The following is a 14,277-nucleotide window of genomic DNA, read 5'->3' as shown; positions in this document are numbered from 1 at the left end:
GGGCCGCTGTCACGAACCGCCCAGGACGAGCGTTCGCACCTCGCCCGCGATGCGGCGCGCGTCCGGGACGAGCTCCTGCGCCAGGACCGGCGCGGCGGGCATCCTGACATCCGGCGTGCCGACGCGGATCGGGGGTGCCTTCAGCACCACCCCCGCGCCGACCACCCGCGCGACGACCTCCGCACCGAAACCGCCGGTGACATTGGCCTCGTGGACCACCGCGAGCCTGCCCGTGCGGCGGACGCTGCCGACCACCGCGCCGGTGTCGAACGGGTTGAGCCAGGGCGTCTCGACCACCTCGACCCCGATGCCCTCCGTGGCCAGGCTCCTGGCGGCCTCCACCGCCCGCCAGGTCATGGCGCCCCAGGTGACGACGGTGGCGTCGGAGCCCTCGTGGCGGATCCGCGAGCCGCCCATCGGCAGGACCGGGCCGCCGACGCGCACCTCCTCCTTCGCCCCGAAGTAGAGGGTCCTGTTCTCGACCACCAGGACGGGGTCGTCACTGTGCACCGCCGTGACCAGCAGGTCGTGGGCGTCCTGCGGGGTGGACGGCATGCACACCCGCAGCCCGGGAACATGCAGGAAGAGCGCCTCCAGGCACTGGGAGTGCTGCGCGCACGCGCCCGGTCCGTTGCCCTGCTGGGTGCGGATCGTCAGCGGCGCCGCCAAGCGCCCGCCGGAGACGTAGCGGACGTTCGCCGCCTGGTTCACGATCTGGTCGAGCGCGACGAGCGAGAAGTCAGCCCACATGATCTCGACGACCGGGCGGCGGCCCATCATGGCCGCGCCCACGGCACTGCCGAGGATCGCCGACTCGCTGATCGGAGTGTCGAACGCGCGGTCACCGTACTGCTTGCGCAGGCCCCGCGTCACGCCGAAGACGCCGCCGGGCACGCCCACGTCCTCGCCGTAGACGAGCGTCTCCGGCAACTCCTCCATCAGGCGGTGCAGCGCCGCGTTGACGGCCTCCCCGTACGACAGTTTGCGGGTGGTCTCGGAAACGGTGCTCTCAGGCATAGAGGTGCTCCATCACGGTCGCGGGGTCGGCGAGCGGTGCGGCCAGCGCGGCCGCGGCGGCGGCCTCGGTCTCGGCCCTCGCGCGGCTCTCGACCGCGTCGATCTCGGCCGCGGGAACACCGTCGGCGAGCAGGCCCTCACGCAGCCGCGCGATCGGCTCCCTGCGCCTGATCCGGTCCATCTCCCCAGGCCTGCGGTAGCTTTCCGCGTCACCGATGTAATGGCCGGAGATGCGCTCCGTCATGCACTCCAGCAGCGTCGGCCCGCCGCCCTCGCGGGCGACCTCGACGGCGTCGCGCACGTGGAAGCGGACCGCCTCGACGTCATTGCCGTCAATGCGATGGCCGGGCATGCCGTAGGCGGCGGCCCGGTCGGCCAGGCGTCCGCCACGGACCATGTCGGCGATCGGGGTCAGCTCCGAGTAGCGATTGTTCTCGCACACGAAGACCACCGGGAGGTCGAAGGCGGCGGCGAAGTTCATCGCCTCGTGCACCGCGCCCTGGTTCATCGCACCGTCGCCGAAGACGGTGACCGCCACCCGCCCGGAGCCGTCGAACCGGCCGGCGAGCGCCGCACCGCAGGCGATCGGAGCACCGGCGCCCACGATGGAGTTCTCGCCGTGGAAGCCGTACTCGGCGGCGGTGAAGTAGGCGGAGCCGCCCCTTCCGCCGTTGACGCCGGTGGCCCGGCCCATCAGCTCCGCGAAGAGCGGCTCGGCGGGCACGCCCCTGGCGAGCGCCCAACCGTGGCCGCGGTATGTCGCGAACAGCGCGTCCTCGGCTTGCAGGGCGTCGCAGGCGCCGACGGGGATCGCCTCCTGACCGATGCACAGGTGCACCGAGCCGACGATCGGCCCTTCGAGCCGCAGGTCGCGCACCTTCTCCTCGAAGGCCCGGATCCGCCACATGGCCAGCAGGTCCGCGAGCCGTCGCTCACTCATCGTCGTTCTCCTTGGTTCGCCACGCCGCCAGCGCGGTCACACAGATCGTCTCGGCGTCGCCGAGGTAGGACTCGGGAGGCATCGGCAGCGGTCCCAGGCTCGCGAGCTCACCGGGAGCGGCCACCTCGCGCAGGGTCTCGGCGAGCGCGCGACCGCGTGCCCGCGCCTCATGGGCCGCCTTGTAGACCAGATCGTGCGCCTGCTCCCGCCCCAGGGCGGGGGCGAGGCGCATCATGTACGCCTCCGCCATGATCAGGCCACCCTCGGCACCGAGGTTGCTCCGCATCGCCTCGGGGAAGACCTGCAGTCCCCGGGCCACCTCCGCGGCCGTGGCCAGCGCGCCCGCGGCGAGCTCGGCGAGCTGCGGCACCACGTACCACTCCACCTGCCACTCGCCCGCTGCCCGCTCATGGCCCGCCTCCATCGCCCGGAACACCGCAGAACTGAGCGCCCCCGCCGTGCCGGACATCCCGATGATGGCCTCGCAGCCGATCGGGTTGGCCTTCTGCGGCATCGTGGAGGACGCGCCGCGATGGTGGCCGCCCGCCTCGCGAACCTCTCCGACCTCGGTCCTGGACAGGTCGACGATCTCGCGGGCGAACCTGGCGGCGGTCGCCGTGACACCCGCGCAGACGACTCCGAACTCGGCGACTCCGTCCCTGGCCACGTGCCAGGGCACGTCGGTCGGCACCAGCCCGAGCCGGGAGGCCACGCCTTTCCTGACCACGGCCGCCTGCTCGCCCATCGCGGCGGAGGTACCGCCGGCGCCGAACAGGGAGACGAGCGGGACCTGCCTCGCGGCGGTGCGCAGCCGCCGGCGCTGGCGGGTGACCTCGGCGAGCAGCACCGCCATCTTCGCGCCGAAGGTGGTGGGCACGGCCTGCTGGGCGTGGGTCCGCGCGGCCACGACGGTGCCCGCGTGTTCCTCGACCAGCTCGGCGAGCACTCCGCCGAAGGCGTCCAGCAGCGCGGTCAGGTGGTCCAGCGCCTCCCTCATCTGCAGCGAGAGACCGCTGTCCATGATGTCCTGGGTGGTCGCCCCGTAGTGCACGCGGCCGTTGGGCCCCTCGGGCAGCGCCGCGGCGATCATGCGCACCAGCGGGAGGATGGGATAGCCGACGTTGACGGCTTCCTGCCAGAGGCGCTCGACGTCGATGTTGGCCGGTACGCAAGCCCCGATGATGGCCTCGGCGTCGCTCTCGTCGATCACTCCCGCCTCGGCCTGTGCCTGGGCCAGCGCGGCCTCGACCCGCAGCCAGGAGAGCACGGTGCGTTCGGCGGAGAAGACATCGGCCATGCCCGCGTCGCCGAACAGCTTGGGCAGCAGCTTGAAGGTCTGCACGGTCAGTTCATCTCCAGTCCGCCGTCGACGTTGAGCGCCTGGCCGGTGACGAACGAAGCGAGGTCGCTGGCGAGGAAGAGCACGGCGGAGGCCAGCTCGTCCGGGCGGCCGGGACGCCGGAGCGGGGAGCGGTCGCTGACCTCCTTGAGATAGTGCGCGCCCGCGTCCGGGCCGAAGCGGGCGTCACGATCGGCGATGATTCCGTCCCACATGGGGGTGAGGAAGATCCCCGGGCAGACCGCGTTGACCCGCACCGGCGCGAAGGCCTCCGCGGCCGACTTCGTCAGCGACAGCAGCGCTGTCTTGGTCGCCGAGTAGTGGGCGGCGTTGGGCCGCCCCGAGCGGGCGGCGACGGAGGCGAGGGTCACAATGGACCCGCCGCCCTGCTCGACCATCCGGCGGCCGACGGCCTGGGTGATCCAGAAGGCGCCGTTGAGGTTGACGTCGACGACGCGCCGCCACTCCTCCGGCGACACATCCAGCAGGGGCGTGGTGCGCATGACCCCCGCGCAGTTCACCAGGATGTCGATCCGCCCGATCCCCTCGGCCAGCGCCACCGCCTGGCCGGGGTCGGTGAGGTCGGTGGCCCACTCGCGCGCCCCGAGAGAGGAGGCGGCCTCGGTGAGCCGCGGCCCTGCGAGATCGGAGACGACGAGGTCGGCTCCCGCTTCGGCCAGCGTCTGGGCGCATCCGAAACCCAGACCTCCCGCGGCACCGGTGACGAGCGCCGTGCGCCCCGTCAGGTCGATCGTGACAGCCATCCCCGAGGATCCCCTTTGGTTGGTCAAACGATTGACTGGGAATGTAGCAGTGGCCTCACAAAACGGACAAGAGGTCGGTCAATCGTTTTTATTGCGAAATTTTTCTGGTGTTAACCCGCTCCGCAGCGCCTCCGCGGACCGGTGTGCGCCCGGAAGTCGCGGGGCTCACCCGGGCGTTCCGGTACGGATACGGGCCGGTGCCGGACACTCGCTCCCCTGAGACAAGTGCCCGGCACCGGCCCGTACACCGGCCGCCCGGATTCCCGCTATGCCGGTGACATCACCGGGTCGTCCGAGCGCGCGGCGGGCGGCGGGGTGTCGTCGCCGTCATCGTCGCCGTCATCGTCATCGTCGTCCAGGAGGGTCGTCTCGTCGAACGGGACCCTCCCCGCCAGTACCTCGGCCGCGCGCTCCCGGTCGAACTCGCCGGTCCAGGTGCCGACCAGGACCGTGGCGACCGCGTTGCCCGCGAAGTTGGTCAGCGCCCGCGCCTCGGACATGAAGCGGTCGATGCCGACGATGAGACCGACGCCGTCGACCAGGTCGGGGCGGTGGGACTGCAGGCCCCCGGCGAGGGTGGCCAGGCCGGCGCCGGTGACCCCGGCCGCGCCCTTCGACGCGATCATCATGAAGACCAGCAGGGAGATCTGCTCGCCGAAGGAGAGCGGCGCGCCGGTGGCGCTCGCGACGAACAGCGTGGCCATGGTGAGGTAGATGGCGGTGCCGTCCAGGTTGAAGGAGTAGCCGGTCGGCACGGTGATCCCGGCGACCGGCCGGCTCACGCCGAGGTGCTCCATCTTGGCGATCAGGCGCGGCAGCGCCGACTCCGACGACGAGGTCGACAGGATCAGCAGGAACTCCCTGCCCAGGTAGCGCAGGAGCGAGAGCAGCCCGATCCGCGCCACCAGCCAGAGCATCGGGCCGAGGACGACGAACACGAAGAGCAGGCAGGTCACGTAGAAGGCGAGCATGATGACGCCGAGGCTCTTGAGCGCGTCCACGCCGGTGGCGCCGACGACCGCGGCCATCGCGCCGAAGGCGCCGACGGGGGCGGCCCACATGATCATGGCGAGGATCCGGAAGACGAGCCGCTGGATGTGCGCGATGCCGTTCAGCACGGGCCTGCCGCGTTCGCCCATCGCCTGCAGGGCGAACCCGGCGAGCAGCGCGACGAGAAGGGTCTGCAGCACCTCGCCCTCGGTGAACGCCGAGACCAGCGTGGTGGGGATGATCCCGAGCAGGAACGTCACCGTGTCGCTCTCGCCGCCCTTGGCCGCCTCGGCCTCGGCGGCCTTGCGGAGCTCGTCGGTGAGCGCGAGGCCCTGCCCGGGGTCGATCAGGTTGCCCACGAGCAGGCCGATGCCCAGCGCGACCGTCGACATGGCGAGGAAGTAGCCGAGCGCGAGACCACCGACCTTGCCGACCTTGGCGGCCTTGGTGACGGATCCGACGCCGAGCACGATGGTGCAGAAGATGATCGGGCTGATCATCATCTTGATCAGGGCGACGAAGGCGGTGCCGAGTGGCTTCAGCTCCTTGCCGAGATCGGGGGCGACGAGCCCGACCGTGACTCCGGCGACCACAGCGGCGATCACGGCTATGTACAGGTAGTGTGTTCTATCTCGGGCCGCGCTCATGCGTGTCTCCACCGTGGTAGAAGAAAAATCCGGTCGAGCGACTATCCGCTGACGCTGTGATCTAAGTCACCATTGCGTACATTTCGTTCGTGAACTTGCGGGAGCTTTCCAGACAGGTGCGTGGCTGGAGCCTGGCCAGGCAGATGCTGGCGCTGCAGATCGTCGTCGTGGGCGTCACCGTGACCGGTGGTGCGCTGCTCGCCTTCCTGCAGATGCGCGACCTGCTCGTCGAGGAGGCCGTCGGCACCGCCAGAGCGGTGACGGTCAGTGTGGCCGACTCCCCCTCCGTCCTCGCCTCCCTGGGCGACTCGACGGCCCTGCAGCCGTACGCGGAACGGGTGAGGCGGGAGACCGGGGTCGACTTCATCACGATCATGAGCCTGGACGGCGTGCGCTACACGCATCCCAACCCGGCCCAGATCGGCCGCCGCTTCCTCGGCAACACCGCGCCCGCCCTGGCCGGGCAGGTCTTCACCGAGACCTACACCGGCACCCTCGGTCCCTCGGTCCGGGCCGTCGCCCCGGTCCGTGATGACCGCGGCCGGGTGAGGGCCCTGGTCAGCGCGGGCATCACGATCAACAAGATCAGTGTCAGGCTCCGCGGCCAGATCGCCGGCGCCGCGCTGATCGGCCTGCTCGGCCTGTCCCTCGGCGGGGTGGGCACCTACCTGGTCGGGGCCCGGCTGCGCCGCCAGACCCACGGCATGGGCCCCACCGAGCTGAGCCGGATGTACGAGTATCACGACGCGATCCTGCACGCCGTACGGGAGGGGCTGCTGCTCGTCGACGACGCGGGCAGGGTGACGCTCTGCAACGACGGCGCCCGGGAGCTCCTGGGCCTCGCGGGCGAGGTGAACGGACGGCACGTCACCGGGCTGGGCCTTCCCACCGCACTGGGCGAGCGGCTCTCGACGGCCGAGAACCGCACCGACGAGATCCATATGACCGGGGAGCGGACGCTGGTGGTGAACGCGGCGGTGGTCCGCTCAGGCAACCGCTCGCTCGGCACCGTGGTCACCCTCCGCGACCACACCGAGCTGCAGTCCCTGGCCGGGCAGCTGGACGTCGAGCGCGGCTTCGCCGACTCCCTGCGGGCCGCCGCGCACGAGTCGGCCAACCGGCTTCACACGGTCATCACCCTCGTCGAGCTGGGCCGCGCCGAGCAGGCCGTGGCGTTCGCGACCGCGGAGATCAGGGCCGCACAGCAGCTCACCGACAGGGTGGTGGGCGCCGTACGCGAACCCGTGCTCGCCGCGCTGCTGCTGGGCAAGAGCGCCGAGGCCGGGGAACGGGGGGTGGAGCTGGCGATCACCGCGGACAGCGAGCTCGACGACCTCGGCCTGGACACCCGCGATCTGGTGACGATCGTCGGCAACCTGATAGACAACGCGGCCGAAGCCGCCACGGCGGGCACCCCTCCCGCCCGGGTGGAGGTGCGGCTGCGCGCCGACGAGACGGCCTTCGTGATCAGCGTGGCCGACAGCGGCCCGGGGCTCGACCCCGCGACGGCGGACGAGGCCTTCCGCAGGGGATGGACCACCAAGGGCGACGGCCGCGGCCTCGGGCTGGCCATGGTCGGCCAGGCGGTCCGCCGCCTGGGCGGAACGATCGAGGTCGGTCACCCGGTACGACCGCCCCATGCGACGGGGACGGCCCGTACCATCCCGGAGAGCACCGTCCTGGAGAGCGGGGCGGGCGCGGTGTTCACCGTACGGCTGCCGCTGCGCGGAAAGGAAATGTGATGATCTCGGTACTGGTGGTCGAGGACGAGGAGATCACCGCCGAGGCGAACCGGGTCTTCGTGGAGCGGGTGCCCGGCTTCCGGGTGGCGGGGGTGGCCAGATCCGGCGGGGAGGCACTGCGCTTCCTACGGCACCACCCGGTCGATCTGATCCTGCTCGACCTCTACCTGCCCGACATGCACGGTCTTGAGGTGTGCCGGACGCTGCGGGCGGCGGGCGTGATGTCGGACGTCATAGCGGTCACCTCGGCACGGGACCTGTCGGTGGTCAGGTCCGCGGTCTCCGTCGGCGTGGCCCAGTATCTGCTCAAGCCGTTCACCTTCGCCTCGCTCAAGGAGAAGCTCACCCACTACGCGGAGTTCCGCTCCTCGGTGGAGGGCCTGGGAGAGGCCAGCGGCCAGGGCGAGGTGGACCGCACCCTGGCGGCGCTGCGGGGTCCGGCGCAGAGCCTCCTGCCCAAGGGAATGACCCAGGCCACTCTCGACGCCGTGCTGGCGGAGCTACGCAGATCTCCCGGCGGCCTGTCGGCCCAGACCGCCGGGGCTGCGATCGGTGTCTCCCGGGTGACCGCCCGCCGCTACCTGGAGCACCTGACGGAGAGCGGAATCACCCGCCGGGTTCCCCAGTACGGTGGGGTCGGACGGCCCGAGCTGCTCTACCGGGTCGTTTGACGCCCTCCGGGAGCACGGCGGCGCCGGACCTGGTAGGAAAAAGGGCAGCCCGCCCTGCCACCTGCGGGCAAAGGAGCCAGCCATGACCTTTTTCACGGCCTCATCGAACCTGTTCGGGACGGTGTTCGTCGTCCAGGTGCTCGGAGAGCTCGACTACCGGCACGCCCCTGTCTTCCGCCTGGAGATGGAGAACGCCTGGGAGGTCGAAGCGCCTTCTCTGATCGTGGCCGATGTCACGGGGCTCACCTTCTGCGACTCCACCGGGGTCGCGGAGCTGATCCTGGTGCTCCAGCGGAGTCGCGCTCTGGGTGTCCGTCTTGCGCTCGTCGGCGTGCACGGCACCCTGGAGCGCATTCTCGCCATCACCGGCCTGCGCCCCTCCTTCGAGGTCTTCACCTCTGTCGAGGAGGCGCTGCAGGAGGTCTGATCAGCTGTTGCCGTTGTCCAGCGGCACCCGAGGGGCGTCGATGATGACATCCGAGAAGATGTCGACCGCCAGAGCGACCACTCCACCGATCGCGACGATCCCGGTCCCGATCCAGAAGAGCATCCAGTTGGGGCCGAGGCACAGGGCCACGCCTCCCACGGTGAACCCCAGCAGAATGATGATCACCGCAAGCCAAGACTTGGGACTTCCTCCGTGGCTTCCAGCCATGAGCCTTTCCTCTCCACATGAATCAGTGATGCGCGCCGTCCGCCGCGGCGATCACCCGGTTCAGCGACCGGTGGAGCTCCTGGAGCTCCTCCAGGTTCATTCCCAGACGCCTGACGATCGCCGGCGGAACCTTCTCCGCCTCGTCCCGCAGCCCTCGGCCCTCCGGCGTGAGCGAGACTGCCAGGACACGCTGGTCCTGGCCGTCACGCTGCCTCCGGATGTAGCCAACGGCCTCGAGACGCTTCAGCAGCGGGGACAGCGTACCGGGGTCGAGTCTCAGTAGCTTGCTCAGCTCCTTGACCGACAGCGGCGCCTGCTCCCAGAGGGCGAGCATGACCAGATACTGAGGGTGGGTCAGCCCCATCGGCTCCAGCAGCGGCCGGTAGACCCCGATGACGTTGCGCGAGGCGACCGCCAGGGCGAAACACACCTGGCTCTCCAGACTTAGCGGATCAGTCATGTCACTCACACGCACCTCCACCCGACATAGTACGATAATTAATACACAAACTATTATCGCCCCAAGCATCGGCGAGCAAAGGATCCCCATGTTTCACAGCAAGTCGATCGAGGAGCGGATCGCCGAGCGCCAGGCCACGCGACCCGCGCTCAAGGAGGGCCGTAACTTCGAGCACGGCCCGGCGAAGTTCGTCTTCATCTTCGTGATCGTCTTCGTGGTCGTCGGCCACCTCGCCGGACTGCTGCTGCTGATGGCCATGGACCTGAACTAGAGGGAGTGCCCCCTCCTCGGTCACCACACGTCCCGGCCGCCGAAGGCGGCACCGCGGGCACCGTCGTGGGCACCGTCGTGGGCACCGTCGGCGACCGGCCCTCGCGGCCAGGCCCGCGACGCGTTCCGGCCAGCCGGATCCATGTTCGAAACATGAGAGGATGAGGTCCGGCTGGCCAGGGTGGGACCGTCCGCCCGGATCAGCCGGATCGGCCAGATCAGGAGGTCTGCATGTCTGACGTCACGCCGGAGGAGCCTGAGAGTTCCGACGACGAACTGAAGCGTAAGTTCCGCGAGGCCCTGGAGCGCAAGAAGCTCGCCCAGGCGGACGCGAACGCCGGGGGCAAGGGGAAGAACGCCTCGAAGATCCACGGTGCTCACGGCCCGGCTGCGGCCAAGCGCTCCTTCCGCCGCAAGAGCGGCGGCTGAGCCACGTCCGCACCAGGTCCCGAACAGGCACTCGCCTGACCAGGACCACGCCGCCGCCCGGCTAGTGCCCGGCCAGCGGGCGGCGCGTACGGCACCGATACCGCCGTCCTCGCGCCCGCCGCGCCGAGCGCGGCGGGCGCGAGACCCCATGCCGAAGTGCCGATGTGGCGGCCGGCGGCGGACCTGTCGGGCCACGGCCCAAGGTCGCAGTTCCGCGGCCACCCCGGGACGGAAGCACGGCAGCTCAGCCCCGCTTCTGCGAGGTCCAGCCAGGCGGGCCGAAGAGGTGCCCCAGACCGTCTCGCCAGTTTCCCGCCCCGCGAACGTCCCGCCAGACGGACACGTACTCACCGAAGGCCACCCGGATCGGGTTGTAGGTGTCGATGTTCTTCGTCAAACCGTAGACGACCCGCTCGCCCTCCGGCGCGAAGGTGCCGAACAGGCGGTCCCACACGATGAGGATGCCGCCGTAGTTGCGGTCCAGATAGGCACTGTTCATACCGTGGTGCACTCGGTGGTGGGAAGGCGTGTTGAAGATCCACTCGATGGGACGCCACAGCTTACCGACCCGCTCGGTGTGCAGGAAGAACTGGTAGAGCAGGCTCACCGACTGCTGCAAGAAGATCATCCAGGGCGGAAAGCCCAGCAGCGCCAGGGGCAGCCAGAACGGCAGGGAGGTCATGGGAGTCGTCCAGCTCTGCCGCAGCGCGGTCGACAGGTTGAAGTACTGGCTGGAGTGGTGGACCACATGGCTTGCCCACAGCACGCGTACGCGGTGGTGCAGCCGGTGGAACCAGTAGTACGTCAGGTCCTCGGCGAGGAACAGCAGCACCCAGGTCCATATCGAGGTGGCCGACAACTGCCAGGGCGCCATCGTGTAAACGCCGGCGAAGACGATGACCGACACGAGGTTCCAGGGGAGGTCGATCAGCTGGTTGCCCACCCCCATCGACATGCTCGTCGCCGTGTCGCGCATGTCGTAGCCGCGCTCGTCGTCATCGGGGAGGAACCGATAGGACAGCGCCTCGATCACGACCAGTAAGACGAAGGCCGGGATCGCGTACATCACCGCGGCGATCATTCACACTCCCTCAGGTACCAAGCACATGCCGCGCGACAGAGATTCACGGATACCCCGGCCGACGTCGGCGGGCCGACGCGCGGATCAAGCCGGGGAGCCGTCGGTGCGCCACCAGGCCGAGGAGTTCCCCGGCGCGGCGGCAGCTGAGCGACCAGGTCGGTCACCTGGTCGCCGATTCGGCGAACGACTGCGGCTTCCCTATGGCCGGAAAGCCGGTCTTCGCGTCGTGAAGTCCCGCGCGTGATCATGTCCATGGAAACCCGCGCGCGAGAAACCCCGAGGTTCGCACCCCTCCCGGTGAAGGGATGATCAACGGTGATCGCGGCATCACCATCGCAGCAGGACGAACTCTGCGCAGAAGCCCGGCCCCATCGCGATGAGCAACCCCGGAGTGCCCGGCGGCGGTGGCCGCAGGACCAGCGTGTCCCGCAGGACGTGCAGCACGGATGACGACGACAGGTTCCCGCACTCCGCCAGTGAGCGCCAGGTGAGGTCGAGCGCGCCGTCGGGCAGCTCAAGGCTCTCGGCGACGGCCTCCAGGATCTTCGGGCCGCCGGTGTGACACACCCAGGCCGTCACATCCCGCTCTGTCAGGCCGTGGTCACTGAGGAAGGCGTGCACGTCATTCGCGAGGTTGGCCCGTACAAGGTCGGGGATGTGCGCGTCGAGCAGAAGGCGCAGGCCCGTGTTGGAGACGTTCCAGGCCATCATCTTTTCGGAGTCGGGGTAGAGGCGGCTGCGGCTGGCGATCACGGTCGGCCCCACCGCGACAGGACCCGCGACGCCTGCCTCGGACTTCCGTCCGGCTCCGCAGGCCACCACCGCGGCGGCACCGTCACCGAACAGTGCGCTGCCGACGAGGCTGGCGGGAGAGATGTCACCGCGTTGCACGGTGAGGGAACACAGTTCCACCGACAGGAGCACGGCCACGTGATCAGGCCATCCACGGAGATAGTCGTGCAGACGGGCGATACCCGCCGCTCCCGCGAGACAGGCCAGGCCGAACATCGGTATCCGTTTGACGTCGGGACGCATCCCGAGCCGGTTCGCCACCCTGGCGTCGATGGACGGCAGGGCGATGCCGGTCGCCGAGGTGAACATGATCATATCGATGTCGCCCGGCGTCAACCCGGCGTCGCGCAGCGCCGCGCCCACCACTTCGGTCCCCAAGTCGACGGCCGCCTCGATGAACCTGTCGTTGGCCGTCCCGAAGCCGTCGAGTTTGACGTACTCCTCAAGCGGCAGCGCCAGGCTGCGATAATCGATCCGCGCGGAGGTGTGCAGGCGATCGAGCAACCGGCGACTGGTACCCTCAGGAAGGCATACTTCGGCGAAGGCGTTCGTGATCTCCGACTGTGGGTAGCGGTGGGGGGGAAGGATGCCGCGGACAGCCGCGATTCGGGTCATGCGAGTCTCCCTTGGCGGGCAATGGCAACATCGCCCGTATTCAAACAGGCCACCAGGTGCCTAAAGATCAAAAGCTCGGCCCAATAGTGTTTTCCGGCTGTTGCAAACGGCTTGGAATTCACTGGTGACCGCTCCTGAGCTCGCCTTATCGAGAACAGTGGGTAGGACTCCCGGCCTTGCCCGGGCGTCGGCAGCACCCCTGGCCCTTCGCCGGGAGTATGGCCCCCTCCCTTGGAAGGCGCGCACGGCCTGCAATAGGCTGCCCCTGTGCGTGATCTTGGTGAGGACCCCCGACCGGTTCGAGGCGCGGTCAGCGAGGTCTACCGTGTCGACCGGGCGGCGACCCTGAACTACTCCCCCGACCTCGACGGGCTCGCCGACCCCGGCGAGATCGTCTGGGCCTGGGTCCCCTACGAGGAGGACCCGAACCGCGGCAAGGACCGGCCGCTGCTGGTCGTCGGCCGCCACGGGCACAAGCTGCTCGCACTGATGCTGTCCAGCCGAGGTGGCAACGGCGATCCGAGCGACTGGCTGGAGCTCGGCCCCGGCCGCTGGGACCGGGAGAACCGCGTCTCCTACCTGCGTCTCGACCGGATCTTCACTCTCGACGAGGACGACATCCGGCGGGAGGGCTCCATCCTCGACGCCGAGCGCTTCGCCCGCGTGGCCGCTGTGCTCAAGCGCACCCACGGCTGGGCCGCCGACGGCTGAGGCCGGGAGACACCCCCCGCGAACCCGCCGAAAAGCGGCGGGCGAGTCAGCATCCTGTTGTTCCATGGACAACAAACGACTGGTTCGAGTCTCCAAATATCTCTCCGCACACCTCCGGCACCAGCCCGAGCGCATCGGGCTGGCCCTCGACCCGCAGGGGTGGGCGGACATCGACGCCCTGCTCGCCGCCGCCGCGCGGCACGGCTTGGTGATCACCCGCGACGAGCTCGCGCAGGTGGTCGCGGGCAACGACAAGCGGCGCTTCACCATCGAGGGTGACCGGATCCGCGCCAGCCAGGGTCACTCGGTCGAGGTCGCCCTGGACCTTCCCGCGGTCGAGCCGCCCGAGGTCCTGTTCCACGGAACGGTGGGCTCACGCGTGGCCGCCATCCGGAAGGACGGCCTGCGGCCGATGACCCGGCACGCGGTGCACCTCTCCCCCGATCGGGAGACCGCGACCCGGGTGGGTGCGCGCCGGGGCAGGCCGGTCGTGCTGGTCGTCCGCTCAGGTGAGATGCACCGGGCGGGTCACGAGTTCCAGGTCAGTGCCAACGGCGTCTGGCTGACCGCCCACGTGCCGTCCGCCCACATCTCGTTTCCCGGCTGAGGGACCTCTCCCCGGCGTGGGGCACCGTTTCCAACGCACCCCAAAGATCTCGGGCATCCGCGCCCTCCGGCCATGTGTGCCCGCACTCCAGGTAAACACCTAGGTTTTTCGTGCTCGACTCAGCCTGACGGAAGCCAACCATTGACCTTCCAACATATTCGGGTGTAAATAAAGCTGAAACAACATGGAAACGGCGGTGAATCAACAGCATGTACGCCGAGGAGCGGCAGCAGGAGATCCTGCGCCGGGCGCGAACCATCGGACGTGTGGACGTGGTGACGCTCTCGGAGGAGTTCGCCGTCACCACCGAGACGATCCGCCGGGACCTGACCGCACTGGAACGCTCGGGGGTGCTGCGGCGCGTGCACGGCGGGGCGATCCCGGTCGAGCGGCTGGGGTTCGAGCCCGAGCTGGCCGCCCGCGACGAGGTGATGATCGCGGAGAAGGAGTGCATCGCCAAGGCGGCGCTGGCGGAGCTTCCCGAGGACGGCGCGATCATCATCGACGCGGGTACGACGACGGGTCGTCTGGTGCAGGCGCTGCCGGT

18 protein-coding genes are annotated in these 14,277 nt (G+C 69.6%); 8 read left to right on the top strand and 10 right to left on the bottom strand.

Translation table 11 applies throughout. The annotated features are described in order from the left end of the window. Positions 1-9: 9 nt before the first annotated feature. The 5 genes from AB0J58_RS33330 to AB0J58_RS33310 form a co-directional block, all read right to left on the bottom strand. Positions 10-1,017 (bottom strand): transketolase C-terminal domain-containing protein, encoded by a 1,008-nt coding sequence (locus tag AB0J58_RS33330; protein ID WP_364223448.1) that lies wholly within the window; start codon positions 1,015-1,017, stop codon positions 10-12. Then, entirely contained in the window at positions 1,010-1,957 is a 948-nt protein-coding gene (locus AB0J58_RS33325) for a thiamine pyrophosphate-dependent dehydrogenase E1 component subunit alpha (RefSeq protein WP_364156897.1), read from the bottom strand. Before AB0J58_RS33325 ends, AB0J58_RS33330 begins: the two co-directional genes overlap by 8 nt. Further along, a complete protein-coding gene (locus tag AB0J58_RS33320; protein WP_343960996.1) occupies positions 1,950-3,299 on the bottom strand; it encodes an adenylosuccinate lyase family protein in 1,350 nt (449 codons plus the stop codon). The genes AB0J58_RS33325 and AB0J58_RS33320 overlap by 8 nt, the downstream gene beginning before the upstream one ends. 2 nt (positions 3,300-3,301) lie before the next feature. Further along, positions 3,302-4,060 (bottom strand): SDR family NAD(P)-dependent oxidoreductase, encoded by a 759-nt coding sequence (locus AB0J58_RS33315; RefSeq protein ID WP_364223446.1) that lies wholly within the window; start codon positions 4,058-4,060, stop codon positions 3,302-3,304. A 266-nt stretch (positions 4,061-4,326) separates the two neighbouring features. After that, complete coding sequence (locus tag AB0J58_RS33310; RefSeq protein ID WP_364223444.1) at positions 4,327-5,697, bottom strand: cation:dicarboxylase symporter family transporter; 1,371 nt, start codon at positions 5,695-5,697, stop codon at positions 4,327-4,329. An 89-nt stretch (positions 5,698-5,786) separates the two neighbouring features. Here AB0J58_RS33310 and AB0J58_RS33305 point away from each other — a divergent pair, with 89 nt between their 5' ends. The 3 genes from AB0J58_RS33305 to AB0J58_RS33295 all read left to right on the top strand — a co-directional run bounded on the left by AB0J58_RS33305 (position 5,787) and on the right by AB0J58_RS33295 (position 8,537). Next, complete coding sequence (locus tag AB0J58_RS33305) at positions 5,787-7,439, top strand: sensor histidine kinase (RefSeq protein WP_364223442.1); 1,653 nt, start codon at positions 5,787-5,789, stop codon at positions 7,437-7,439. Beyond that, positions 7,439-8,110, top strand: a complete 672-nt coding sequence (locus AB0J58_RS33300; protein ID WP_364223440.1) for a response regulator — start codon at positions 7,439-7,441, stop codon at positions 8,108-8,110. The genes AB0J58_RS33305 and AB0J58_RS33300 overlap by 1 nt, the downstream gene beginning before the upstream one ends. Before the next feature lie 82 nt (positions 8,111-8,192). Beyond that, complete coding sequence (locus AB0J58_RS33295; RefSeq protein ID WP_364223438.1) at positions 8,193-8,537, top strand: anti-sigma factor antagonist; 345 nt, start codon at positions 8,193-8,195, stop codon at positions 8,535-8,537. Here the strand turns inward: AB0J58_RS33295 and AB0J58_RS33290 are convergent, their stop codons facing one another. Together AB0J58_RS33290 and AB0J58_RS33285 are read right to left on the bottom strand one after the other, a co-directional pair. After that, positions 8,538-8,765 carry an HGxxPAAW family protein gene (locus AB0J58_RS33290; protein ID WP_343960983.1) on the bottom strand — a complete coding sequence of 76 codons (228 nt, stop codon included), beginning with the start codon at positions 8,763-8,765 and terminating at the stop codon, positions 8,538-8,540. 22 nt (positions 8,766-8,787) lie between these two features. Further along, positions 8,788-9,225: a MarR family transcriptional regulator gene (locus AB0J58_RS33285; RefSeq protein ID WP_350927371.1), complete on the bottom strand. Its 438-nt coding sequence runs from the start codon at positions 9,223-9,225 to the stop codon at positions 8,788-8,790. Between the two features lie 88 nt (positions 9,226-9,313). On the opposite strand from AB0J58_RS33285, the gene AB0J58_RS33280 reads away from it, so the two are divergent. After that, positions 9,314-9,496, top strand: a complete 183-nt coding sequence (locus AB0J58_RS33280; RefSeq protein ID WP_343960978.1) for a hypothetical protein — start codon at positions 9,314-9,316, stop codon at positions 9,494-9,496. A 20-nt stretch (positions 9,497-9,516) separates the two neighbouring features. On the opposite strand, the gene AB0J58_RS33275 is transcribed toward AB0J58_RS33280, so the two are convergent. After that, positions 9,517-9,639: a hypothetical protein gene (locus AB0J58_RS33275; RefSeq protein ID WP_364223436.1), complete on the bottom strand. Its 123-nt coding sequence runs from the start codon at positions 9,637-9,639 to the stop codon at positions 9,517-9,519. Between the two features lie 87 nt (positions 9,640-9,726). On the opposite strand from AB0J58_RS33275, the gene AB0J58_RS33270 reads away from it, so the two are divergent. Continuing rightward, positions 9,727-9,924 (top strand): DUF5302 domain-containing protein, encoded by a 198-nt coding sequence (locus AB0J58_RS33270; protein ID WP_343960976.1) that lies wholly within the window; start codon positions 9,727-9,729, stop codon positions 9,922-9,924. Between the two features lie 244 nt (positions 9,925-10,168). Here the strand turns inward: AB0J58_RS33270 and AB0J58_RS33265 are convergent, their stop codons facing one another. Together AB0J58_RS33265 and AB0J58_RS33260 are read right to left on the bottom strand one after the other, a co-directional pair. Beyond that, on the bottom strand, positions 10,169-11,005 hold the full coding sequence (locus tag AB0J58_RS33265) for a sterol desaturase family protein (RefSeq protein ID WP_364223434.1): 837 nt from the start codon (positions 11,003-11,005) through the stop codon (positions 10,169-10,171). Positions 11,006-11,332: 327 nt separating this feature from the next. Beyond that, a complete protein-coding gene (locus tag AB0J58_RS33260) occupies positions 11,333-12,412 on the bottom strand; it encodes a 3-oxoacyl-[acyl-carrier-protein] synthase III C-terminal domain-containing protein (protein ID WP_364223432.1) in 1,080 nt (359 codons plus the stop codon). Between the two features lie 267 nt (positions 12,413-12,679). Here AB0J58_RS33260 and AB0J58_RS33255 point away from each other — a divergent pair, with 267 nt between their 5' ends. The 3 genes from AB0J58_RS33255 to AB0J58_RS33245 form a co-directional block, all read left to right on the top strand. Beyond that, positions 12,680-13,123 carry a type II toxin-antitoxin system PemK/MazF family toxin gene (locus AB0J58_RS33255; RefSeq protein WP_364223430.1) on the top strand — a complete coding sequence of 148 codons (444 nt, stop codon included), beginning with the start codon at positions 12,680-12,682 and terminating at the stop codon, positions 13,121-13,123. 64 nt (positions 13,124-13,187) lie between these two features. Continuing rightward, positions 13,188-13,730 carry an RNA 2'-phosphotransferase gene (locus AB0J58_RS33250; RefSeq protein WP_364223428.1) on the top strand — a complete coding sequence of 181 codons (543 nt, stop codon included), beginning with the start codon at positions 13,188-13,190 and terminating at the stop codon, positions 13,728-13,730. A gap of 209 nt (positions 13,731-13,939) precedes the next feature. Beyond that, a partial coding sequence (locus tag AB0J58_RS33245) for a DeoR family transcriptional regulator (RefSeq protein WP_364223426.1) occupies positions 13,940-14,277 on the top strand: 338 nt, incomplete at its 3' end.

The sequence above is a fragment of the Streptosporangium sp. NPDC049644 genome (assembly GCF_040675205.1).
GTDB lineage: Bacteria > Actinomycetota > Actinomycetes > Streptosporangiales > Streptosporangiaceae > Streptosporangium > Streptosporangium fukuiense.
Note: the sequence above shows the minus strand (reverse complement) of the source record. Positions and strands in the feature narration are given on the sequence as shown.

Coding starts and splice junctions, on each gene's coding strand:
- AB0J58_RS33330 (WP_364223448.1), bottom strand. CDS start 1,017: ATGCCTGAGAGCACCGTTTCCGAGACCACCCGCAAACTGTCGTACGGG.
- AB0J58_RS33325 (WP_364156897.1), bottom strand. CDS start 1,957: ATGAGTGAGCGACGGCTCGCGGACCTGCTGGCCATGTGGCGGATCCGG.
- AB0J58_RS33315 (WP_364223446.1), bottom strand. CDS start 4,060: ATGGCTGTCACGATCGACCTGACGGGGCGCACGGCGCTCGTCACCGGT.
- AB0J58_RS33310 (WP_364223444.1), bottom strand. CDS start 5,697: ATGAGCGCGGCCCGAGATAGAACACACTACCTGTACATAGCCGTGATC.
- AB0J58_RS33300 (WP_364223440.1), top strand. CDS start 7,439: ATGATCTCGGTACTGGTGGTCGAGGACGAGGAGATCACCGCCGAGGCG.
- AB0J58_RS33295 (WP_364223438.1), top strand. CDS start 8,193: ATGACCTTTTTCACGGCCTCATCGAACCTGTTCGGGACGGTGTTCGTC.
- AB0J58_RS33290 (WP_343960983.1), bottom strand. CDS start 8,765: ATGGCTGGAAGCCACGGAGGAAGTCCCAAGTCTTGGCTTGCGGTGATC.
- AB0J58_RS33285 (WP_350927371.1), bottom strand. CDS start 9,225: ATGACTGATCCGCTAAGTCTGGAGAGCCAGGTGTGTTTCGCCCTGGCG.
- AB0J58_RS33280 (WP_343960978.1), top strand. CDS start 9,314: ATGTTTCACAGCAAGTCGATCGAGGAGCGGATCGCCGAGCGCCAGGCC.
- AB0J58_RS33275 (WP_364223436.1), bottom strand. CDS start 9,639: ATGGATCCGGCTGGCCGGAACGCGTCGCGGGCCTGGCCGCGAGGGCCG.
- AB0J58_RS33270 (WP_343960976.1), top strand. CDS start 9,727: ATGTCTGACGTCACGCCGGAGGAGCCTGAGAGTTCCGACGACGAACTG.
- AB0J58_RS33265 (WP_364223434.1), bottom strand. CDS start 11,005: ATGATCGCCGCGGTGATGTACGCGATCCCGGCCTTCGTCTTACTGGTC.
- AB0J58_RS33260 (WP_364223432.1), bottom strand. CDS start 12,412: ATGACCCGAATCGCGGCTGTCCGCGGCATCCTTCCCCCCCACCGCTAC.
- AB0J58_RS33250 (WP_364223428.1), top strand. CDS start 13,188: ATGGACAACAAACGACTGGTTCGAGTCTCCAAATATCTCTCCGCACAC.